Source organism: Propylenella binzhouense, from assembly GCF_009866965.1.
GTDB lineage: Bacteria > Pseudomonadota > Alphaproteobacteria > Rhizobiales > Afifellaceae > Propylenella > Propylenella binzhouense.
Map to the genome: position 1 here is coordinate 17806 of NZ_SPKJ01000021.1, position 20740 is coordinate 38545.

20 protein-coding genes and 1 riboswitch are annotated in these 20740 nt (G+C 70.3%); of the genes, 3 read left to right on the forward strand and 17 right to left on the reverse strand.

The genetic code is table 11. The features are described 5' to 3' along the window. Nucleotides 1-23: 23 nt before the first annotated feature. Nucleotides 24-125, reverse strand: a riboswitch (TPP riboswitch). 50 nt (nucleotides 126-175) lie between these two features. Both E4O86_RS08590 and E4O86_RS08595 read right to left on the reverse strand, forming a co-directional pair. Continuing rightward, nucleotides 176-772: a type II toxin-antitoxin system VapC family toxin gene (locus E4O86_RS08590; RefSeq protein ID WP_343039127.1), complete on the reverse strand. Its 597-nt coding sequence runs from the start codon at nucleotides 770-772 to the stop codon at nucleotides 176-178. Nucleotides 773-776: 4 nt separating this feature from the next. Further along, complete coding sequence (locus E4O86_RS08595; RefSeq protein WP_161140121.1) at nucleotides 777-1004, reverse strand: hypothetical protein; 228 nt, start codon at nucleotides 1002-1004, stop codon at nucleotides 777-779. 285 nt (nucleotides 1005-1289) lie between these two features. Here E4O86_RS08595 and E4O86_RS08600 point away from each other — a divergent pair, with 285 nt between their 5' ends. Further along, nucleotides 1290-1526 (forward strand): Lrp/AsnC ligand binding domain-containing protein, encoded by a 237-nt coding sequence (locus E4O86_RS08600; protein ID WP_161140122.1) that lies wholly within the window; start codon nucleotides 1290-1292, stop codon nucleotides 1524-1526. Between the two features lie 9 nt (nucleotides 1527-1535). Here the strand turns inward: E4O86_RS08600 and E4O86_RS08605 are convergent, their stop codons facing one another. The 3 genes from E4O86_RS08605 to E4O86_RS08615 form a co-directional block, all read right to left on the reverse strand. Next, the gene (locus tag E4O86_RS08605; RefSeq protein WP_161140123.1) at nucleotides 1536-2459 is read right to left on the reverse strand and encodes a DMT family transporter; all 924 of its coding nucleotides are present in this window, start codon (nucleotides 2457-2459) and stop codon (nucleotides 1536-1538) included. A 98-nt stretch (nucleotides 2460-2557) separates the two neighbouring features. Then, nucleotides 2558-3361, reverse strand: coding sequence for a DUF1206 domain-containing protein (locus tag E4O86_RS08610; protein WP_161140124.1), 804 nt, complete (start codon nucleotides 3359-3361; stop codon nucleotides 2558-2560). 40 nt (nucleotides 3362-3401) lie between these two features. Then, nucleotides 3402-5705 (reverse strand): xanthine dehydrogenase family protein molybdopterin-binding subunit, encoded by a 2304-nt coding sequence (locus E4O86_RS08615; protein ID WP_161140125.1) that lies wholly within the window; start codon nucleotides 5703-5705, stop codon nucleotides 3402-3404. Between the two features lie 133 nt (nucleotides 5706-5838). Between E4O86_RS08615 and E4O86_RS08620 the strand changes: the two genes are divergently transcribed. Continuing rightward, complete coding sequence (locus E4O86_RS08620) at nucleotides 5839-6963, forward strand: DNA topoisomerase IB (RefSeq protein ID WP_161140126.1); 1125 nt, start codon at nucleotides 5839-5841, stop codon at nucleotides 6961-6963. Nucleotides 6964-6975: 12 nt separating this feature from the next. On the opposite strand, the gene E4O86_RS08625 is transcribed toward E4O86_RS08620, so the two are convergent. From E4O86_RS08625 to E4O86_RS08635, 3 genes are all read right to left on the reverse strand, one after another. Further along, entirely contained in the window at nucleotides 6976-7755 is a 780-nt protein-coding gene (locus E4O86_RS08625; RefSeq protein ID WP_161140127.1) for a cyclic nucleotide-binding domain-containing protein, read from the reverse strand. A gap of 107 nt (nucleotides 7756-7862) precedes the next feature. After that, nucleotides 7863-8414 (reverse strand): sigma-70 family RNA polymerase sigma factor, encoded by a 552-nt coding sequence (locus E4O86_RS08630; RefSeq protein WP_161140128.1) that lies wholly within the window; start codon nucleotides 8412-8414, stop codon nucleotides 7863-7865. An 8-nt stretch (nucleotides 8415-8422) separates the two neighbouring features. Continuing rightward, nucleotides 8423-8686 carry a NepR family anti-sigma factor gene (locus E4O86_RS08635; RefSeq protein WP_161140129.1) on the reverse strand — a complete coding sequence of 88 codons (264 nt, stop codon included), beginning with the start codon at nucleotides 8684-8686 and terminating at the stop codon, nucleotides 8423-8425. Between the two features lie 751 nt (nucleotides 8687-9437). On the opposite strand from E4O86_RS08635, the gene E4O86_RS08640 reads away from it, so the two are divergent. Then, a complete protein-coding gene (locus E4O86_RS08640) occupies nucleotides 9438-12017 on the forward strand; it encodes a PAS domain-containing protein (protein WP_161140130.1) in 2580 nt (859 codons plus the stop codon). Here the strand turns inward: E4O86_RS08640 and E4O86_RS08645 are convergent. The 9 genes from E4O86_RS08645 to murG form a co-directional block, all read right to left on the reverse strand. Next, the gene (locus E4O86_RS08645; protein WP_161140131.1) at nucleotides 12002-12706 is read right to left on the reverse strand and encodes an ABC transporter ATP-binding protein; all 705 of its coding nucleotides are present in this window, start codon (nucleotides 12704-12706) and stop codon (nucleotides 12002-12004) included. The two genes, E4O86_RS08640 and E4O86_RS08645, sit on opposite strands and share 16 nt — an antisense overlap. Then, nucleotides 12699-13445, reverse strand: coding sequence for an ATP-binding cassette domain-containing protein (locus E4O86_RS08650; RefSeq protein ID WP_161140132.1), 747 nt, complete (start codon nucleotides 13443-13445; stop codon nucleotides 12699-12701). The genes E4O86_RS08645 and E4O86_RS08650 overlap by 8 nt, the downstream gene beginning before the upstream one ends. Beyond that, complete coding sequence (locus E4O86_RS08655; protein WP_246206301.1) at nucleotides 13442-14380, reverse strand: branched-chain amino acid ABC transporter permease; 939 nt, start codon at nucleotides 14378-14380, stop codon at nucleotides 13442-13444. The genes E4O86_RS08650 and E4O86_RS08655 overlap by 4 nt, the downstream gene beginning before the upstream one ends. Beyond that, on the reverse strand, nucleotides 14377-15252 hold the full coding sequence (locus E4O86_RS08660; protein ID WP_161140133.1) for a branched-chain amino acid ABC transporter permease: 876 nt from the start codon (nucleotides 15250-15252) through the stop codon (nucleotides 14377-14379). Before E4O86_RS08660 ends, E4O86_RS08655 begins: the two co-directional genes overlap by 4 nt. 46 nt (nucleotides 15253-15298) lie before the next feature. Continuing rightward, complete coding sequence (locus E4O86_RS08665) at nucleotides 15299-16498, reverse strand: amino acid ABC transporter substrate-binding protein (RefSeq protein WP_246206302.1); 1200 nt, start codon at nucleotides 16496-16498, stop codon at nucleotides 15299-15301. A 165-nt stretch (nucleotides 16499-16663) separates the two neighbouring features. Next, on the reverse strand, nucleotides 16664-17137 hold the full coding sequence (locus E4O86_RS08670) for a GNAT family N-acetyltransferase (RefSeq protein WP_161140134.1): 474 nt from the start codon (nucleotides 17135-17137) through the stop codon (nucleotides 16664-16666). Between the two features lie 118 nt (nucleotides 17138-17255). Continuing rightward, the gene (gene murB / locus E4O86_RS08675; protein ID WP_161140135.1) at nucleotides 17256-18209 is read right to left on the reverse strand and encodes a UDP-N-acetylmuramate dehydrogenase; all 954 of its coding nucleotides are present in this window, start codon (nucleotides 18207-18209) and stop codon (nucleotides 17256-17258) included. Nucleotides 18210-18213: 4 nt separating this feature from the next. Further along, a complete protein-coding gene (gene murC / locus E4O86_RS08680) occupies nucleotides 18214-19638 on the reverse strand; it encodes a UDP-N-acetylmuramate--L-alanine ligase (protein ID WP_161140136.1) in 1425 nt (474 codons plus the stop codon). A 7-nt stretch (nucleotides 19639-19645) separates the two neighbouring features. Further along, nucleotides 19646-20740, reverse strand: a complete 1095-nt coding sequence (murG, locus tag E4O86_RS08685) for an undecaprenyldiphospho-muramoylpentapeptide beta-N-acetylglucosaminyltransferase (protein WP_161140137.1) — start codon at nucleotides 20738-20740, stop codon at nucleotides 19646-19648.

A 20740-nucleotide genomic window follows, 5' to 3' on the forward strand; every position in this document is an offset into this window, starting at 1 on the left:
TATGTCCGCGGACGTCGTCTCTCTGTCATGCAAGCGCCCATCCCTCCGCCGGTGTTAGCCGGATCAGGTTCGAGGGGTTGGCGTTTCGCCTCTCAGCCGCGTTCGCGGCACCCCCTGGCCAGTTCTCCTCTGCACATAATTCGGGACGCCGCTTCGCGCAACAGGCGACCGAGTTTCAGGCCGGGCCGGCCGCCTCGCCTGCCTCGCGTGGGACGGTCCGGTAGAACAACACGCGCCCGCCCGGAAGCAGCTGGTTCAGGAGGTCGAAATCGACGACGTTGCGCGTGAGGACGGTCAGGCCGAGCTTCGCGGCCTGCAGGTAGAGCACGCAATCGTGGAGCAGGCGCATCCGGTCGTCCTTGGCGTAGCCCTGCGTCCGGGAAAGGATGCCGGCGTAAAGTGCCGCTCTCGCCGATACGTCGATGTCGGGCGTAAAGAGCCTGTGCGGCGGCATCGCCTCGATCACCTTCTCGACCGCACGTGATACCGATCGGCTGCGCCGGTCGTCCGGGTCGAGTACGCCAACCACGTGCAGCAGCTCCTGGACCGCGATCGCGCTGTGATGGACGGTCCGGACCGAGAGCAGGACTTCGAGGACGGCAGGCGCTCTCCCCTGCATCTGGTCGATATAGACGCAGGTGTCGAGCAGGAGACCGTTGCCGGCGCTCGCCTCGGACCCGACAAACGGGAGCTGTTCGTCGCGCCGGCGTTGCAGCGTCGCCTTCGGATCATGCCTCAGGGCACGCCGGACGTCCCTGAACCGCAGGACCACCCCGTCAGGCGCCGAGTTCGAGATCGGCGCTTACAATGCCCCTGATTTCCTTGAACACGCTTGCGAAAACATCCTCCACCGCCAGGCTCGCAAGGGCGAATTCGACAAGCTCCGTATCCGACCTGATGCCGGTTCGAGCCTTTGCCGCGTCGATCAGCTGAGGCGAGACGCGACCGGCGATCCTGCCGGCCTTGTTCGACCTCAGTCCGCTCTCCTCCGCGCAAGCGAGCACGGCCGCTACGCGCTCCTCGCCGAATCCCGACGCCCGCCGTCGGAGCCCGCCCGGCTTGGCCGTCCGCCCGGTTTCGGAGCGCGCCGGCACTTCTTCTGACCCGACCCGATGTGCCACGGTATCACCCGCATTGTTCAACAAGATGGACAATGCGGACAACATAGCCGCGGGCTCCGGGAGCCGCAAGGAACGGCGCGGAGTCCGGCATTGCGGTCGGATCGCCGTTCGCAACGCTTGCCGGCGCGGTCCCGATCCGCTTCACTCCGGCCGATTCCGGAGGCGCGCATGACCCCCTTCTTCGTCATGATCAAATGCCGGCTCGGCAAGTCCTACGAGGTCGCGACCGAGCTCGCCGATGCGGAGATCGCATCGGAAATCTATTCCACGGCAGGCGACTACGACCTGCTGGTGAAGTTCTACGCGAGCCCCGGCGAGGACATCGGCCATTTCGTCAACGAGAAGGTGCATTCGATCCCGGGCATCGTCGACACCAAGACCATCCTCACCTTCAAGGCGTTCTGAGCACGCGGATCAGCCGTGCGGCGGCGTGGCGCGGCGCTGCCGCGCCCGCTTCAGCCCGAGCTGCCGCTCGCGGAGGATGATGAACACGCCGGAGGCGACCACCACCGGGCCGCCGAAAAGGAGCGACGGCCCGGGCAGTTCGGCGAAGACGAGATAGCCGAGCGCCACGCCCCAGATCATCGAGGCATATTCGAACGGCGCGATCGTCGAGGCATCCGCGTTGCGATAGGCGGACGTCATCAGGATCTGGCCGACGCCGCCGAAGAGGCCTGCCGAGACGAGGAGCGCGGCGTCGAAGGCCGAAGGCGCCACCCATCCGAACGGGATCGTCAGCAGGCCGGCCACGCTCGACGTCACGGAGAAGTAGAACACGATCGTGCCGGTCCCCTCGCTGTGGGTCATGCTGCGCACGAAGATCCCGGCCATCGCCGAAAGAAAGGCCGCGACGATCCCGAAGGCGGCACCGGCCAGCGCGGCGCTGCCGAGGCGACCGGACCGCAGCAGCTCGAACTGGGGCCACAGGATGATCATGATCCCGAGAAAGCCGACGAGGACCGCGCTCCAGCGATAGAGCCGCACCGGCTCGTGCAGCACCAGCGCGCCGAGCGCGACCAGGAACAGCGGCGCGGCATAGGCGATCGCCATGGCCTCGGGCAGCGGCAGGCGCTGTACGGCGGCGAATCCGAGGCCCATGGCGGTCACGCCGACCAGCCCGCGGCTGAAATGGACGAGCGGCCTCGGCGTCCGCAGCGCCGCGGGAAACAGCCCCTGCCACGCGAGCATCGCCACGATCGGGATGAGCCCGAAGAAGGAGCGGAAGAAGACGACCTCGCCCTCGGGCACCCGTCCCTCCGTCGCCTTGATCGCGACGAGCATCAGGGTGAAGAGGACGGTCGAGGCGACCTTGAGAAGGATGCCGAAGGCGGGATTCATCGGCGGCTCGTAGCATGCCGCCGGGACCGCAGCCATGGACGTAAGCGCGGGCTTGCCGCGGGAGAAGCCGCCTGCACTTCGCCGCCCCGGCGCCCGCTTCAGTGCGGATCGATGCGGCGGTAGAGGGCCTCGGCGAAGCTGTAGGCGGCGAAGGCCGCGAGGCCGAGGCCGATCGCGAGGAGAAGCAGCCAGCCGAGCGTGTAGCCCTGCACCGCCTTCAGCGCGTCCTGCAGCCCCGGCCGGTCCGCCGGGTCGTAGGCGAAGCCGCCCCTGACCGCGAGGCCCGCCAGGACGAGGAACACGGCCCCGCGCGCGATGAGCCCGGCGCGCGACAGCGGGCGCAGCCAGGGGGCGGCATCGGGCGGAATGCGCATGTACTTCTCGAACCCCGCCGTCGCGCCCTTCCAGATCAGGGCTGCCGCGGTCCCGGCAAGGATCGCGGCGGCGCCCCAGACGAACATCCACCGGAAACCGGCGCCGGGGATCGCCGCGAGCCAGCCGCCGGTCGGATCGCCGCCCCCGCCGTCGCTTCCCCATGTCGAAACGAGGCCGAGCGCGAAGAAGGCGAGCGCGAGGTTGAGGAGGCCGCTTCCGAGAAGGCCGGCGCGGATGACGAGGCCCTTCGCGTCCGTGCCGTGCCGGTCGGGATCGTTGACGGCCTGGATGAGACGCCAGGCGGCATAGCCGGCAAGCCCGATCGCCAGCATCCAGACCAAAGCGGTGCCGAAGGGCGCGCCGAGAACGGCGGCGAGCGCCCCCTCGGTGCCCTTCGCCTCCGACCGGCCGAACGCCGCGAGGGCGGCGAAGAAGCCGACGATCAGGTAGACGACGCCGCGGGCGGCATAGCCCGCGCGCGCCAGGATCTCCACGCCGCTCTCGATCGGGCCGTCCTGCGCGTTCATCGTTGCTGAACGGAAGTGCCCCGGCCAGGTTCCCCGCCGCTCAGCGCGCGGCGCCCCGGATCGCCTCCCAGACGCGCACCGGCGTCGCCGGCATGTCGATGTGGCGGATGCCGAAACCGCGGTCGAGCGCATCGACCACCGCATTCATCACCGCCGGGCAGGAGCCGATCGAGCCCGCCTCGCCGGCCCCCTTGATGCCCAGGGGATTCCATTTCGAGGGAATGTTGCGCGTCTCGAACCCGATCGACGGCACGTCCCAGGCGCGCGGCATGGCGTAGTCGTTGAACGAGGCGGTCACGAGCTGCCCGTCCGCGTCGTAGACCGTGCGCTCCAGGAGCGCCTGGCCGATGCCCTGCACCACCCCGCCATGCACCTGGCCGGCGAGGAGAAGCGGGTTCACGACCACGCCGAAATCGTCCACCACCAGATAGGCGAGCACATGCGTCGCGCCGGTCTCGGGGTCGATCTCGACCTCGCAGAGATGCGTCCCGTTCGGATAGGTCGGCTCCTCGCTCTTGTACTCGCCGGTCGCGACGAGCGTCGCCGGGCCGGCCCTGGCGGCGAGTTCGGCGAAGCCGATGCTCCGGTCGGTGCCGGCGATCCGGGCGCTGCCGCCGACGAGCTCGATGTCGGCGGCCGAGGCTTCCAGCTCGTCCGAAGCGAGCGCCTTGATCTTTTCGGCGAGTGTGCGCGCGGCGATCTCCACCGACGGCACGCCGAGCGGGATCGAGCGCGAGCCGCCCGTGCCGCCGCCGGTATCGGTGAGGTCGGTGTCGCCCTGAACGACCCGGACGTGATCGTAGTCGAGCCCGAGCGGTTCGGCGAGGAACTGGGCGTAGGCCGTCTGGTGGCCCTGCCCGTTCGACTGCGTGCCGATGTGGAGCGCGACGCGGCCGTCCGGCTCGAGCACCGCCTTCGCGACCTCCGAGCCCGGAAAGGCGCAGGCTTCGATATAGGTCGCGAAGCCGATGCCGCGCACCCGCCCGCGCGCTTTGCTCTCCGCGGCGCGCGCCTCGAAGCCGGCGAAATCGGCGCGTTCGAGCGCGCGTTCCATGTGGCCGTCGAACTCGCCGGTATCGTAGAGACGGCCGGTCTGGGTCCGGTACGGCATCTGCTCCGGCCGGATGAAGTTGCGCCGGCGGATCTCGGCCGGCGACAGGCCGGCGACCCGCGCGGCATGATCCATCAGCCGCTCCACCAGATAGGCCGCTTCGGGACGGCCCGCGCCGCGATAGGCGTCGGTCGGCACGGTGTTCGTGAAGACGCAGGTGCAGGCGAGATGGATGGTCCGGATGTCGTAGAGGCCCGTCGCCATGGTCAGCCCGAGCCAGGGGATGATCGGACCGTAATGCGAGAGATAGGCGCCCATGTCGGCGACGAGGTTCACCCGCATCGCGAGGATCCGTCCGTCGCCGTCGAGCGCGAAGGCGGCGGTGGCGACGTTGTCGCGGCCCTGCGCGTCCGCCAGGAAATGCTCGTTGCGGTCGGACACCCATTTCACGGGGCGGCCGAGCGCCTTCGCCGCCTTGGCGGCGAGCACGTATTCGCGGTAGGGCACCGCCTTCACGCCGAAGCCGCCGCCGACATCGGGCGTGACGACCCGGAGCTTCGCCGGCGGCACCTTCAGCACGCCGGCAAGCGAGGCCTGCATGCCGTGGACGCCCTGGGTCGGGAGCGTCAGCGTGTAGCGATCGGTGGACGGGTCGAACTCGGCGACCGCCGCCCGCGGCTCCATGTAGTTGCAGACGAGCCTGTTGTTCTCGACCGTGAGCTCCGCGACGAGCTTGGCCTGCGCGAAGGCAGCCTCGGTCGCGCCCGCATCCCCGTGCTCGTATTCGAAGGCGACATTCGTGCCCCGCTCCGGCCAGACGAGCGGTGCGTCCGGCGCGAGCGCCGCGAGCGAGCCGACGGCCGCCGGCAGCGGATCGTAGTCGACGAGGATCGCCTCGGCGGCGGTCCGCGCGGCAAGCGCGTCCTCGGCCACGACGAACGCGATCGCGTCCCCGACATGCCGCACGACATCGCTGCAGAGGACGGGGAAGAACGGCTTGCCGCCGGGCGACCCGGCCTTGATCGGACCCGTCGCCTCGCACGGCATCGAGCCGAGATCGGCAACGTCCGCGGCTGTCCAGACGAGGTGCACGCCGGCCGCACGCCGGGCGTCCTCGAGACCCGAGAGGCTGATGCGCGCATGCGCGGCGGCCGAGCGCAGCACGTAGGCGTGCAGCGCGCCGGCAGGCGTGACGTCGGCCGTGAAGCGCCCGCTTCCGCGCAGGAGGGCGGGGTCTTCCAGGCGGCGGACGGGCGCACCCAGTCCAAATTTGAGCGGGGCGAGTTCGGTCATGATGCTGTCTCGGAACTTCGAAGGAGGGCACGACGAGAATAGCGCGCCGGCGCACCATTGAAAGCGCCTTGCCGCAATGCAGGAACGGCCGCCCTGCGGGCGCGTTGACGGGCCCTGAGGGGGAAACGGTTCCATGCCGATCAATCTGCCGAGACGCGCCGAGGAGCTGGGGCTCCATTACGTGGAAGTCGGTGAGCTCTGCATCCGGCGCCGCCGGCGCGGCCGCGGCTTCAGCTATGTCGATGCCGACGGGCGGCCGGTCCGCGACCCCGTCGTGCTGGCGCGGATCCGCGCCCTCGTCCTGCCGCCGGCCTGGACGGAGGTCTGCATCGCGGAGGATCCCTTCGCCCATATCCAGGCGATCGGCCGGGACGCGGAGGGCCGGCATCAATATCGCTATCACGAGGAGTGGACGACGCTCAGGAACAGGGTGAAGGCGGAGCGGCTCGTCCGGTTCGGGCGGGCGCTCCCGCGCATCCGCGACAGGCTGGAGCGGGATCTCAGGCGCCGGACGCCGGACCGCATCTACGCGGCCGCCGTCGCCGGCCGGCTGGTCGACCGCGCGCTGCTTCGCTCCGGCCACAACAAGAACGGCATCGAGGATGGCGGCCGCGGCGCGACGACGCTCCTGAAGAGCGACGTGAAGCTCAACGGCACCAAGGTCCACCTCGCCTTCACCGGCAAGTCCGGCAAGCGCATCGACAAGACCGTCCGGGATCCGATCCTGCTCGATCGGCTGAGACGGCTGAAGGCGATCGGGCGCAAGCGCCTCTTCGCCTTCAAGGACGAGCACGGCCGGTGCTGCTACCTCTCCGCGCGGGACCTCAATACCTATCTCCGCGAGGCCGGCCATTCGGACGTCACCGCGAAGGACTTCCGCACCTTTGCCGCCTCGGCCCAGGCGATCGCGGAGCTTGCCCGGGCGGAGCGGCCCGAGAGCGAGCGGGCGCGGCGCCGCATCGTCGCAGCGGTGATGCGCTCCGTGTCGGAGCGGCTCGCCAACACGCCCGCCGTGGCGCGGGCGAGCTACGTCCACCCGCTCGTGGTGGAGGCCTACGAAGCGGGCGCGATCGGGCCGGAGCTCATGAAGGGACCGCTTCGCCGCGGGCTGACGCGCGAGGAGACGGCGCTGATGCGCTTCCTGGAATCCCGGCCTTCGGACGAGCGGCGGCCGTCCCGCCGGGCAGGGCCGAGCGCGCCTGCGCGGCAGGCGGCACGGCCCACCGGCGAGCCCGCGGCGGAGGCCGCTCGGCTCTGATCCGGACGGCGCTCAGAGAAACGCCCTCGGAACCGCGTTCGCCCGCGCCTCCCACTTCGCGACCGCCTCCATGCCGGCGCGGTCGAGGAGCTGGAAGGCCCGCCCCTCCCACTTGATCAGCTTCATCGTCCGCAGCCTGCCGATCACCTTGTTGGTGTGCACGAGCGACAGCCCGAGCGCATCGGCGAGATGCTGCTGGTTGAAGGGAAAGAGCACGGTCTCGTTCACGACGAGCTCGCGCTCTTCCGCCCGGATGTAGAGGTCGAGGAGAAGATAGGCCGCCCGCTCCAGGGCCGAGCGCTGTCCGACGCTGAGGAGTGCCGCGTCGAGGTGCTGTTCGTCGCTCGCCGCGACCCACACCATCTCGTAGCCGAGCTGCGGATGCCGTTCCTGCATTTCCCAGAAGCGCTTCCGCAGGAACACGCAGGTCCTCACCTCGGTCAGGGCCTCGACGCTGTGCTCCGCCGCCGCGAAGATCGAGGATTGCAGGCCGAGGAAGTCGCCCGGCAGGACGAATTTCAGGATCTGCCTGCGCGCATCCGCCAGCGTCTTGTAGCGGATCGCCCAGCCGGAGACGACCGTGTAGAGGCTGTCGGCCTCCTCCCCCTCGTGGAGGATCAGGCTGCCCGGATCGAAGGTCATCTCGCCCCGCTTCAGGTCCCGGACGAATGCGGCCTCCCCCTCCGAAAGGCACCGGAGGAACTTCAGCCCGGCAAGCGCGCAGCGCCCGCACCGGTGCGGGTCGGGGCGCAGGACCCGTCCCACGCCCCCGATAACGGTTCTCTCGGCCACCAGGCCATGCCCCTGCAAGCGCCCGCAGGCGAATACCCCGCTGCCATATCGCGGGACGCCGGTGCGCTCGTCAATGCGGCTGGTGCGCTTTGTCGGGTTCCGGGCGGTCAGCCCGCCGACGGGCCGCCGACGACCGTCGCCGAAAGCGGATCGGCTCCGAACGTGTCGTCGGGATCGAGATGCAGGAGCTCCGCGAGGCGCGTTCTCGCGCGGCTCACCCGGCTCTTGATGGTGCCGACCGCGCATTCGCAGATTTCCGCGGCTTCCTCGTAGGAGAAGCCCGAGGCGCCGACGAGGATCAGCGCCTCGCGCTGGTCGGCCGGGAGCTTCGCGAGCGCCTGGCGGAAGTCGCGCAGATCCATGTGGCTGTTCTGAGCCGGTTGCGACGCGAGCCGGGCGGCATACGCCCCTTCCGCATCCTCCACCTCGCGCCCGCGCTTGCGGACCTGCGAATAGAACTCGTTCCTCAGAATGGTGAAGAGCCAGGCGCGGAGGTTGGTGCCTTCCTGGAACGTATCGAACTTGGCCCACGCCTTCATCAGCGTTTCCTGGACCAGATCGTCGGCGCGCTCGCTGCTCCCGCACAGCGACACCGCGAAGGCGCGCAGGTTGGGAATCGATGCCAACAGGTCTTCCCGAAGTGCGTCAGAGACCGGCATGGTTCAGCCTAGCCTTTGCGCGACTGCTCGAGTTTCGTAAGTAGATCCAGCAGGTGCTTTGGAACCGGCTCATTGATTACGTCGTCGTACATCGCCCGCAGATGCTTTCCGATCTCGGTCTGAATACGCGGATCGATCTGAGCCTCATCCGACGACGCACCCCTTCCGATCTTCTTGGGGGCAGCTTTCATGTCGCGCTCTTCGTTACCGGTCATACTGTCATACTCCAGACGCGGCATTGCTCCGTGCGTCGTCGTCATCGTGTCGTCCATCCGGCTCACAGCGGCGCGTGGAACGCCCGTCCATCCACTCCTCGGTACGACGGAAACGAAACTCGGGCCGCGCTGTTCCGGCAAACGGCAATTTCCTTCAAATTGCACGCAACGTCGTTAGCAAACTCCTACACTCTCCGTCGACCTTGCCGGTTTGCCTCAGCATGGTCGCTACGACCGGTTGGCGCTGTTCTATGGCCGGCACGGCACTTGGCAAGGGCGAAAAAAAATTCGCGGCCTGCGGAACCGAATAGAGGGGCGTCCGTTTTCCGGTTGCTTGGATGTTCAGACCTGGTCACCAGAGCGAGCAAAAAAGCAAAAGCAGACGTGTCCAACGGCCACGGCCGCAGGAGCGGAGCACCAGATGAACGGATCGTCCCAACCGTTCGGTGCCGAGCGCGAGCGTGACTGATGGACACAACCCCGGCCGGCCTCCTCCTCATGCCCCCTTCCCCCTCGCGGTCGGCCGGGGCCCCCTCTCAGGACCTTCCCCTTCGACCCGGCGTCACGCGCCGGCGGTGGCGGGCCTCCGCCCGCCTCAGGACGCCGGACTCCCGCCGCGACAGATGGCCGGATGCCTGATATCCTCGATTCCTGATCCGCCGGCCGGCATGAGCGGGTTATATGCGGGCCGAGCGATGCGGCTTGCCTCGCAGAGGGATGAGCGGAGCTTCCCAGGGCGATCGGCGCGGACAGGCCTTCTCCGGGATCTCGCACGCTCTGAAAGATCGAGACGAGGAGCCCTTCCCCCATGACGCTCGATGACCCTGCTGCGGGGAGCCCCGGCAGTCCCCGGGCGGCGGATGCCGGGCCCGGGCTGCGGGTCGATCTCGCGGCGATCTTCCGCGCCTCGCCCAATCCCTATGTGATCCTCGACCCGGATCTCACCATAGTCGGCGCCAACGACGCCTATCTCCGGGCCACCATGCGGAAGCTGCCGGAGATCGTCGGGCGCAACATGTTCGAGGCCTTTCCGAGCGATCCGGCCTCGGAGAGCTTTCGCCTGCTGCAGGGCTCCTTCGACCGGGTGCGCCGCAACCGGAGCGCGGACCATCTCCCGCTCATCAAGTACGACATCGCCGGTCCCGACGGCCGGCTCGAGGAGCGCTACTGGAGCGCGACGCACGTTCCGCTTTTCGATGCGGCGGGCGGGCTCGCTCACATCCTCCAGCATACGGTGGACGTCACGGAGCTCCAGAGGCTCCGCCGGATGGCGGACCGGAACGCCGGAACCGTGCCGCCCGTCCAGCCGCTGGAGAGCGGCGTCCTGTGGCGCGCGAAGGCGGTGCAGGACGAGAATGCGGCACTCGAAGACGATCTCCGCAGCCTCAGGGAGCTCTTCGAGCAGGCGCCCAGCTTCATGGCGGTCTTGAAGGGCCCGGAGCACGTCTTCGATCTGGCGAACGCCGCCTATCTCCGGCTCGTCGGCAACCGCGCCGTCCACGGCAGGCCGGTGCGGGAGGTGCTCCCCGAGGTCGAGGGACAGGGATTCTTCGAGCACCTGGACAGGGTGTTCGCGACCGGCGAGCCCTTCGTCGGCCAGAGCATGCGCGTCCTCCTCCGCGAGACGCCGGACGCTCCTGCCGCCGAGCGGCATCTCGACCTGGTCTACCAGCCGATCCGCGATACGGAAGGCCGCGTGACCGGCATCTTCGTTCAGGGCCACGACATCACCGAGCAACGGCGCGCCGAGGCGGCCCTGCGCGAATCCGAGGGGCGGTTCCGGCTCGTGGCGGAGAGTGCGCCGGTCATGCTCTGGATGGGCGACGCCAACGGCAAGTGCGTCTATCTCAACCGGGAGCTCCGCCGGTTCTGGGGCGTCGAGGAGGAAGCGACCGGGGGCTTCGACTGGAGCGTGACGCTCCACCCGGACGACCGCGAGACGCTTTTCCGGCCGTTCGAGGAAGCCATGCGGGAGCGCCGCGGCTTCCAGGTCGAGGCGCGCTACCGCCGTGCCGACGGTGCCTTCCGCGTGCTGCGGACGGAGGCGCAGCCCCGCTTCGACCCGGACGGCACGTTTCTCGGCATGATCGGCGTCAATGTCGACGTCACCGAGGCGCGCGCGGCCGAGGCGGCGCTTCACGAGCTGAACGCGACGCTCGAGGAGCAGGTCCTGGAGCGCACGCGCGAGCTCCGCGAGCGCGAGGCCGCGCTAAGGCAGGCCCAGAAGATGGAGGTGATCGGACAGCTCACCGGCGGCGTCGCCCACGATTTCAACAACCTCCTCCAGGTGATCGTCGGCAATCTGGAGATCCTGCAGCGGAACATCGCCGCCGAATCCAGCCGCCTGAAGCGCGCCGCCGACAATGCGATGAACGGCGCGCGGCGCGCGTCCACCCTCACCCAGCGCCTGCTCGCCTTCTCCCGCCGCCAGCCGCTCGACCCCCGCCCGCTCAATGCGAACAGGCTCGTCTCGGACATGTCGGAGCTGCTGCACCGGACCCTCGGCGAGACCATATCGGTGGAGACGGTGCTCTCGGCCGGCCTGTGGTCCGTCGAGGCCGACGCCAACCAGCTCGAGAGCGCGATCCTGAACCTCGCGGTCAACGCGCGCGACGCCATGCCGGACGGCGGCAAGCTCACGATCGAGACCGCCAATACCCGCATCGACGAGGCCTATGCCGCCACCCACGCGGAGGTGGCGCCCGGCCAGTACGTCGTCATCTGCGTCTCCGACAACGGCGAAGGCATGACCAGGGAGACGGCGGCGCGGGTGTTCGAGCCGTTCTTCACGACGAAGGAGCCCGGCAAGGGCACCGGCCTCGGGCTCAGCATGGTCTACGGCTTCGTCAAGCAATCGGGCGGCCACGTGAAGATCTATTCGGAGCCGGGCCACGGCACGACGGTGAAGATCTACCTGCCGCGCATGGTCCATTCCCTCGGGGAGGACGAGGAGATCGGCCAGGCCGCCATCATTCCGGAGGGCTCTCAGGACGAGACGATCCTCGTGGTCGAGGACGATGACGACGTCCGCGGCTATTCGGTCGAGATCCTGCGCGAGCTCGGCTACCGGGTGATCGAGGCGCATGACGGCACCGCCGCCCTGAGGCTGCTTGCGCGCCAGAACCGGGTCGACCTGCTCTTCACCGACGTGGTGCTGCCCGGCGGCATGAACGGCGCCGACCTCGCCCGCGACGCGCGCGCGATCCGGCCCGGCCTCAAGGTGCTCTTCACGACCGGCTATGCGCGCGACGCGATCGTCCACCACGGCCGGCTCGATCCCGGCGTCCAGCTCATCACGAAGCCGTTCATCTATGCCGACCTCGCCGCCAAGGTCCGCGACGTCCTTGACACGGAGCGCCCCTCCCGGCCGCCTCAGCCGCCGAGATAGGCGCGGAGCACGCGGCCGTCGGCGGCGATCTCCGCCGCCGGCCCGGCGCCGACGATGCGCCCGGCCTCGATGAGATAGGCGCGGTCGGCGATCTTCAGGCTCTGCCGCGCATTCTGCTCGACGAGCATGATGCCGACGCCGCGGTCGGCGATGCGGCGGATCGCGCGGAAGACTTCGGTGGTCAGCGCGGGGCTGAGGCCGAGCGAGGGCTCGTCGAGGAGGAGGAGCGCGGGGCCTGACATCAGCGCGCGGCCGAGCGCCACCATCTGCTGCTCGCCGCCGCTCATCGTCTCCGCCGCCTGGGCGCGCCGCTCCCGCAGCCGCGGAAAGAGCGCGAACACGTCGGCGAGACGCTCCGCGCCGGCCGCGCCGTCCGGCCGCGCGAAGGCGCCGAGCGCGAGGTTGTCGGCGACGCTCATGTCGGCGAAGAGCCCGCGCCCCTGCGGCACGGTGGCGATTCCGAGCCGGGCCCTGCGGTGCGGCGGCATGTTGCCGATCGCCTCGCCCCGGAAGCGGATCGTGCCGGCGCCCGGCGCGAGCATGCCCGACAGCACGCCGATCAGGGTGGTCTTGCCGGCGCCGTTCGACCCGAGCACGACCACGAGCTCCCCTTCCGCGACCTCGAGCGAGACGCCGTCGAGCACGGCATGGCGGCCGTAGCCGGCGGAGACGCCACGCACCTCAAGCATCCTCGTCCCCGAGATAGACCCGGACGACCTCCGGGTCGGAGAGGCAGGCCTCGACGCTTCCCTCCGCGATCAGCCGGCCGGCATCGAGCACCGCGACGCGTTCGCAGAGCGTCCGGATCGCCGCCATCACGTGTTCGACGACGACGAGCGTGAGCGCATGGTCCCGGCGAAGGCCGGCGACGAGATCGAGCGCATCGGCGAGCTCGGTCGGCGTCAGCCCTGCCAGCCATTCGTCGAGAAGGAGGATGCGCGGCTCGGTCGCCAGCGCACGGGCGAGCTCCACCCGCTTCTGGTCGGAATAGGTAAGGGCCGCGGGCAGCGCATGGCGGTCGGCGCCGAAGGCGACGCGCTCGAGCAGCTCGTCCGCCAGGTGCCGCGCGCGCTCGATGCCGAGGCGCCGCCGCCCGTACATCGCGGCGACGGCGACGTTGTCGCGCGCGGAGAGCGTGTCGGGCAGCCGCACGAGCTGGAACGTGCAGGCGATCCCGGCGCGGCAGAGCCGCACCGAATCCCGGCCGGCGACGTCGCGGCCGTCGAGCCGGATCGCGCCCGCGCTCGGCCTCTGGCGTCCGGCGATCACCGAGAGGAGCGTGCTCTTGCCCGAGCCGTTCGGCCCGATCAGGCCGAGCACCTCGCCTGGCCGCACATCGAGGTCGATGCCGGCGAGCGCCAGAAGGCCGCCGAAGCGCTTGGTGACGCCGCGGAGCGAAAGCACCGGTGCCGGGGCGGGCGCGCTCACGGCAGGCCGGCCGCCTGCGGGCGCAGCCCGCCGGTCCGGCGCGCCAGCAGGCCGGAAAGGCCGTCCGGGACGAAGAAGACGATCGCCAGGAAGGCGAGGCCGAGCACGATCGAGAAATAGTCCGGCACGGTGGTCGCCAGATAGTCGGAGAGGAGCGCGAGCGGGACGGCGCCGAGCGCCGGGCCCCAGAAGCGCCGCATGCCGCCGAGCAGCGCGGTGACGACGGTCATGAACGAGATCGTCGGATTGAACGCGATGGTCGGATCCATGAAGCTCCAGCGCGGCGCCAGGATCGCGCCGGCAAGCGTGATCGCCACGCTCGACAGGACGAAGGTGGCGAGCTTGAGCCCGATCGAGCCGATGCCGATCTGGCGCGCCACCGTCTCGTCCGCGCCGATCACCTCGAGCGCGTAGCCGATCCGGCTGCGGTCGCGCAGCCACCAGCCGAAGAGGAGCACGGCCGCGAGCGCCGCGAGCTGCCACAGGATCTCCGCCTCGCCGACATCGAGGAAGACGTAGCGGCCGACCGTATGGGTGACGTTGAACTCCCACCAGTTCACGAGTTCGCGCACGAGCTCGGAGAGGCCGAAGGTGAAGATGACGAAGTACATGCCGCGCAGGCGCAGCGTGGCGAGCCCGACGATCGCGGCGAGAACGGCGCCGGTCAGCGCGGCCGCGAGGAGGCTCGGCACGTAGCCGATGGCCTCGCCGAGGACCGCGACGGCATAGGCGCCGGTGCCGAAGAACGCCCCCGCCGCGAGCGAGACGTAGCGGGTCGGGCCGGAGAAGAAGGCCCAGGCCGTCGCGAGCACGATGGCGTTCAGGAGATTGATGAGCACCGAGATGCCGTAGCTGCCGACGACCATCGGCGCGGCGGCGACCGCAGCGGCGGCGGCGAGGATCGCGGCCGGCGCCAGCATGTCCGGCGCCCTCATCGGCGCCGCCTGCCGAGCAGCCCCTCGGGACGCAGCACGAGCACCAGGATGAAGAGCGCGAAGGCGATCGCCGTGACGAGGCCCGGGTCGATGAAGGCGGCGCCCATCGTTTCGGCGAAGCCGAGGGCGAGGCCGGCGAGAAGCCCGCCGAGCACGTTTCCGATCCCGCCCATCGTGACGACGATGAGCGCCTTCATCGTGTATTCGGTGCCGATCGCGGGATTGATGTTGATGAAGGAGGAGACGAGTACGCCGGCGACGCCGGCAAGGAGGCCGCCCGCGGCGAAGGCCCAGCCCGACAGCCGCTCGACGTCGATGCCGACGAGCGGCGCCGACGCCGCGTTGGAGGCGATCGCCCGGAGCGCGCGGCCGGTCCGGGTGAAGCGCAGGACGAGATAGGCCGCGGCCGCCGTCACGAGCGCGCCGGCGAGCGCCAGGAGACGGTTGGCGGCCGTCACGGACCCGAGCACCGTCACCGGCTCGGCGAGATAGGAATAGGCGCGGTCCGACCCGCCCCAGAGCGCGAGCGCGGCGCCCTGGAGCAGGAAGACGAGCCCGAAGGTGGAGAGGATCGCGTTCACCTCGAGCGAGGCCCGGTCGCGCGACCGCCGGACGAGGGGCCGGAACACGAGCCTGAAGAGGAGGAGGTTGAAGGCGAAGGCGACCGGCGCGCCGAGGACGAGCGTCAGGAGCGGCGACAGTCCGGCGAGCGTGAAGGCCCAGAACGTGCCGAAGGCGGCGAGCATCATCAGCTCGCCATAGGCGAGGTCGAGGATGCGCGCGACGCCGTACTGGAGGTTCAGGCCGACCGAGACCAGCGCGTAGAGCCCGCCGGAGAGGAGCGCCGTCATGATGAGGTCGGCGAACGCCATCGGTACGCTTTCCTGCGGGGATCCGGGGGCCGGCCTCCGCCCTCGCTCAGTCCACCACCGGCGGCACGGCGTTCGGCATGTCGGCGGGCGCGACGCCCTTGAACTCGCCGCCCTGCCACTGCCCGACCCACCATTGCTTCACGAGCCGGTTGTTCTCGAGCCTGATCGGCCCGGCGATCGTCTGGAACGTGTCGCTGCCGAGGCTCGCGCTGATCTTCTCCCGGTCGATCTCGCCGACCTTCTCGATCGCCTGCTCGAGCATCTGCAGCGAGGCGTAGGTGAGCGGGCTCGCCCAGCGGTCCGGCTCCTGCCCCGTCACCGCCACGTGCCGCTTGAAGTAGTCCTGCGCCCCCGGCACCGTCGGATCCCAGCCGCCGATCCCGAAAATGCCCTCGGCCTTGTCGCCGAACTTCTGCTTGAAGACCGGGAAGGCCGTCCCGACGGCGGTGTAGAAGACCTTCGGGCGGAAGCCGTTCACCTGGGCCGTCTCCACCAGCATCAGCGTGTCGCGCGGGTAGGAGAAGGCGATGAAGGTGTCCGGCGCGGCGGCCTGGGCCGCCTTGATCTGGGGCGTCAGGTCCTTCACGTCGACCGGGTAGCTCGCCTCGTAGACGATGTCGAAGCCGCCGGCGGCGAGCGCCTCCTTGGCCGGGCCGATGAGCTCGGCGCCGAATTGCTGCGCGACGGCGAGGAGCGCCACCTTGTCGCCGATCTTGCCCTGCTGCCGGAGCGCGGAGAGCATGTCGACGAGCGCCTTCGAGGCCTCCGATGGCATGCCCAGATAGAAGAACACGTCCTTCCAGCGCTTCGTGAGCTCCGGGATCTTCTCGTTCACCGCGGTCACCGCCAGGAGCGGATAGCCGTGCTTGTGGTAGACCGGCGCGACCGCGAGATTGGTGCCGGTGCCCCAGGGCGCGAGCACGAGATCGACCTTCTCGGAGGTCATCAGCCGCTCCGTCAGGCGGACGGCGTCCTCGATGTTCGACCGGTCGTCGAGCTCGATCAGCTCGACCGGAATGCGCTTGCCGTATTTCGACAGCATCAGCCCGCCGCGATCGTTCACGTCCTTCACCCAGAGCCGGTAGTTCGGGACGGTCGTCGTCAGGGTTCCGGGCGCCAGCGGGCCGGAGAGCGAGGCGACGTAGCCGATCCGGATCTTCTCCGGGGCGTCCTGCGCGGCGGCGATTGTTGCGGCGAGCGACAGGACCGCGGCGGCGGCCAGACGCAGCATGGATCTCACGTTCATGCCTTCCTCCCATCCTCGTTCGAGGTTCCAGTTGGTTTGTGCGCAAACTATCTCGGATCGGGAGAGATTTCCAGCGCCGTGATGGCGGGACATGATTGCGGATGGCCGAAGGCCGCGCCGCCGCACTGGCGGAGCGCGGCGGAGGAAATCGCGCGCGGCGGTCGCTCAGGGTCCGGGCGTTTCCAGCGAAAGGTGCATGAACCGGCTGAAGCTGTTCTCCTGGTAGGTCGAGAACGCTTCGCCCTCCACGAAGCCGCGCCTGGCGTAGAGCGCGATCGCGGGTTCGAAGGCGGGGCCCCTGCCCGTCTCGAGGCTCAGGCGGCGCATGCCCCGCGCCCGCGCCTCGGCGATGATGTGCTCGAGCAGCGCCGCCGCGACGCCGCGCCTCAGGTGGTCGGGATGCGTCCGCATGGACTTCACCTCGCCGGTGCCGTCGCCGAGTTCCTTGAGCGCCCCCATGCCGGCGACCGCATCGCCGATCCACGCCGTCCAGACCGTGACGCCGGGCGCCGTCAGGCCGGAGAGGTCGAGCGCGAACACCGCATCGGGCGGCGAGTTCGCCCGCATGCCCGCCAGATGGAAGGCGAGCAAAGCGCGCGTCGCGGCGCCGGAAAGATCGTCCTCGCGGATCTCGAACATGGTGTCGCCCGGCCTCACGGCGCAAGTCTAGCCTGCCGGCGCGATCCCTCAATCCCCGTTCCTGCCCGACAGGAATCGAGCGGCAGGCGCCGCATTGTCGCGGCCGCCGGCCATCCCGCTAGTCCCGGCCGAGGAAGGGCTCCACGATCCCGCTCGCGCCGAAGCGGCCGATCCGCTTGATCTCCCATTCCAGGCGGATGCCGGAATGTTCGAGCACGCGCAGGCGCACCGTCTCGCCGAGCGTCTCCAGATCGTGGCCGGCCGCGCCGCCATTGTTGATGAGGAAGTTGCAGTGCATCTCGGAGACCTGGGCGTCGCCGATTGCGAGCCCGCGGCAGCCGGCCGCGTCGATGAGCTGCCAGGCCTTGCCGCCGGGCGGGTTCTTGAAGGTCGAGCCGCCGGTCCGGCTTTTGATCGGCTGCGCGGTCTCGCGGTGCGCCTGGACGGCCTCCATCTCGGCGCGGATCGCGTCCCTCTCGGCCGGATGGCCCTCGTAGACCGCCTCCACGAAGATCAGGTCCGCCGGCGCGGCGGAATGCCGGTAGGCGTAGCCCATCTCGGCGTTCGAGAGGACGCGGCGCCCGCCCGCCCGGTCGATCGCGACGATCTCGACGACGCGCTCGCGCGTTTCGACCCCGTTCGCGCCGGCATTCATCCTGAGCGCCCCGCCGATGCCGCCCGGAATGCCGTGATAGAAGGCGAAGCCGCCGATCCCGGCCTCGAGCGCGTGGGCCGCCACGCGCCGGTCGGCGAGCGCCGCCCCGACGCGCAAGCGCTGTCCGTCGACCGCGATCTGCCCGAAGCCGCGGGCCGAGAGCCGGACCACGACGCCGGGCACGCCGCCGTCGCGCACGAGGAGGTTGGAGCCGAGCCCGATCACGGTCACCGGGATGTCCGGCGGCAGCGCCCGCATGAGGAAGGCGAGGTCCTCGGCGTCGGTCGGCAGAGCGAGGATCTCGGCCGGGCCGCCGGCGCGGAACCACACGATGGGCGCGAGCGGCTGGTCCGCCTGCAGCGTGCCGCGGAAGCCGTCGAGACGGCCCTGCAAACGGTCGAGGAGATGGCTCGGCATGGCGCTACGGGCGCGCCGTCTCTGGCATGCCGAAAGCGGCGAGCGCCTGCGGCAAAGCGTTCGCCCAGCGGGAGATCGAGCCGGCGCCGAGGCAGACCACCATGTCGCCCGGGCTCGCGATCTCGGCGATGATCGGGGCGAGCGCCTCCTCGCCGGGGAGCGCGCGGACGTCGCGGTGGCCGCCGGAGCGCAGCCCCTCGATCAGGCTCTCGCGGTCGGCGCCCTCGATCGGGGCCTCGCCGGCCGGATAGACGTCCGCCACGAGGACGGTATCGGCCTCGTTGAAGCAGGCGCAGAATTCCGGGAAGAGCGACTTCAGGCGGGAATAGCGGTGCGGCTGGACGACGGCGATCACCCTGCCCTTCGCGGCCGAGCGGGCGGCGCGCAGCACGGCCGCGATCTCGACCGGGTGGTGGCCGTAATCATCGTAGATGTCGATGCCGTTCCAGCTCCCCGTATGCGTGAAGCGCCGCTTCACGCCGCCGAAGCCCGCAAGGCCCTTGCGGATCGCGTCGCCGGCGATCCCGAGGGCGCGGGCGACGGCGATCGCGGCGGTGGCGTTCGAAACGTTGTGCTCGCCCGGCATCGGCAGCACCAAATCGGCGATCGTCTCGGTCTCGCCCGTGACGCGGTCCCGCCGCTCCACGGTGAAGTGCGACCGCCCGCCCGCCGCGGCGACGTCGCGGAAACGCACCTCCGCCTGCGGGTTGCGGCCATAGGTGATGATGCGCCGATCCTCGATGCGGCCGACCAGCGCCTGCACCTCGGGATGGTCGAGGCACATGACGGCGAAGCCGTAGAACGGCACGTTCTCCACGAAGGCGCGGAACGCCTCGCGCACGTGGTCGAACGAGCCGTAATGGTCGAGATGCTCCGGGTCGATATTGGTGACGACGGCGATGTCCGCCGGCAGCTTCACGAACGTCCCGTCGGATTCGTCGGCCTCCACCACCATCCAGTCGCCGCTGCCGATGCGGGCGTTCGTGCCGTAGGCGTTGATGATGCCGCCGTTGATGACGGTCGGGTCGAAGCCGCCGGCGTCGAGGAGCGCGGCGACGAGCGAGGTGGTGGTGGTCTTGCCGTGCGTGCCGCCGATCGCGATCGCCGAATGCAGCCGCATCAGCTCGGCGAGCATCTCGGCGCGCCTGACGACCGGCAGCCCGCGCGCGCGGGCCTCCTTCAGCTCCGGGTTGTCGCGCTTGATGGCCGAGGAGACGACGACCACCGCCGCGCCGTCGAGATTGGCGGCGTCGTGGCCGATATGGACCGGGATGCCGTGCTCGCGCAGGCGCTGCACGTTGGCGCTGTCGGCGACGTCCGATCCGGTCACGCGATAGTTCTGGTTAGCGAGCACCTCGGCGATGCCGCTCATCCCGATGCCGCCGATCCCGACGAAATGGACGGGCCCGATGTCCCGAGGCATCTTCATGGGCTGACTACTCCCTGCGCCCGCTGGCGATCGATTCGACGAAATCGGCGAGCCGTTCGGCGGCGTCCGGCCGCCCCTGCCCCGCCGCGGCCCGCGCGGCGACGGCCAGCTGTTCCGGAGCCTGCATAAGATCCGCGAGCCGGTTCGCAAAGCCCCGCGCCGTGAAGTCCCGCTCCGGCACCACCCAGGCGGCGCCGGCGGCCGCGAGCGCCGCCGCGTTCGCGGCCTGGTCGTGGTCGAGCGCATGGGGATAGGGCACCAGGATCGAGGGCCGCCCGATCACCGCGATCTCGGTCACGGTCGAGGCGCCGGCACGGCTCACGACCAGATGCGCCGCGGCGAGCCGTTCCGGCATGTCCCGGAAGAACGGCTGGAGCTCAGCCTCGACGCCGAGCCGCCCGTAGGCGGCGCGGGTGCGCTCGATGTCCTCCGGCCGGCACTGCTGGACGATGCGGAGGCGGCGCCGCTCGGGCGCGGCGAGCGCCGCCACGGCGTCGGGGACGACGTCGGAGAAGACGCGGGCGCCCTGGCTGCCGCCGAAGACGAGGAGCCGGAACGGCTCGCCGGCCGCCGGCGCCGGATATAGCTCGCCCGCGCGGAGCGCGATCGCGCTGCGGACCGGATTGCCGACATGCGTGCGGCGCCGGGCCTTCTCGCCGCCGCCGGGCTCCGGGAAGCCGGTGGCGAGCTGCGCGCCGAAGCGGACGAGCAGCCTGTTCGCCCGGCCGAGCACGGCGTTCTGCTCGTGGACCGCGATCGGCAGGCCGGCGAGCTTTGCCGCGAGCAGCGGCGGCACGGTCGGGTAGCCGCCGAAGCCGACCGCGACCTCCGGGCGGAGGCGCGCGACCAGCCTGCGGGATTCCGACAGCCCGAGCGCCATGGTGCCGAGCGAGCGCAGGATCGCGAGCGGATTGCCGCCGCTGATCGTCGCGGAGCGGACGACGTGCCTCGCCTCCGGCGGGACGCCTTCCACATAGGCGCCGACGCGGGGATCGGTCGCGAGCTCGACGCGCCAGCCCCGGGCGGTCAGCACCTCGCGGAGCGCCAGGGCGGGGAAGAGGTGCCCGCCGGTGCCGCCCGCGACCAGCAGAACGGTGCGCAC

Bases quoted from the DNA above. Each gene is read 5' to 3' on its own strand.
- E4O86_RS08630 (WP_161140128.1), bottom strand. From the start codon at position 8,414: ATGCCGGTCTCTGACGCACTTCGGGAAGACCTGTTGGCATCGATTCCC.
- E4O86_RS08670 (WP_161140134.1), bottom strand. From the start codon at position 17,137: ATGTTCGAGATCCGCGAGGACGATCTTTCCGGCGCCGCGACGCGCGCT.
- E4O86_RS08655 (WP_246206301.1), bottom strand. From the start codon at position 14,380: ATGAGGGCGCCGGACATGCTGGCGCCGGCCGCGATCCTCGCCGCCGCC.
- E4O86_RS08620 (WP_161140126.1), top strand. From the start codon at position 5,839: ATGCCGATCAATCTGCCGAGACGCGCCGAGGAGCTGGGGCTCCATTAC.
- E4O86_RS08665 (WP_246206302.1), bottom strand. From the start codon at position 16,498: ATGAACGTGAGATCCATGCTGCGTCTGGCCGCCGCCGCGGTCCTGTCG.
- murC (WP_161140136.1), bottom strand. From the start codon at position 19,638: ATGAAGATGCCTCGGGACATCGGGCCCGTCCATTTCGTCGGGATCGGC.
- E4O86_RS08645 (WP_161140131.1), bottom strand. From the start codon at position 12,706: ATGCTTGAGGTGCGTGGCGTCTCCGCCGGCTACGGCCGCCATGCCGTG.
- murB (WP_161140135.1), bottom strand. From the start codon at position 18,209: ATGCCGAGCCATCTCCTCGACCGTTTGCAGGGCCGTCTCGACGGCTTC.
- E4O86_RS08610 (WP_161140124.1), bottom strand. From the start codon at position 3,361: ATGAACGCGCAGGACGGCCCGATCGAGAGCGGCGTGGAGATCCTGGCG.
- E4O86_RS08615 (WP_161140125.1), bottom strand. From the start codon at position 5,705: ATGACCGAACTCGCCCCGCTCAAATTTGGACTGGGTGCGCCCGTCCGC.
- E4O86_RS08660 (WP_161140133.1), bottom strand. From the start codon at position 15,252: ATGGCGTTCGCCGACCTCATCATGACGGCGCTCCTCTCCGGCGGGCTC.
- E4O86_RS08600 (WP_161140122.1), top strand. From the start codon at position 1,290: ATGACCCCCTTCTTCGTCATGATCAAATGCCGGCTCGGCAAGTCCTAC.
- E4O86_RS08605 (WP_161140123.1), bottom strand. From the start codon at position 2,459: ATGAATCCCGCCTTCGGCATCCTTCTCAAGGTCGCCTCGACCGTCCTC.
- E4O86_RS08635 (WP_161140129.1), bottom strand. From the start codon at position 8,686: ATGGACGACACGATGACGACGACGCACGGAGCAATGCCGCGTCTGGAG.
- E4O86_RS08640 (WP_161140130.1), top strand. From the start codon at position 9,438: ATGACGCTCGATGACCCTGCTGCGGGGAGCCCCGGCAGTCCCCGGGCG.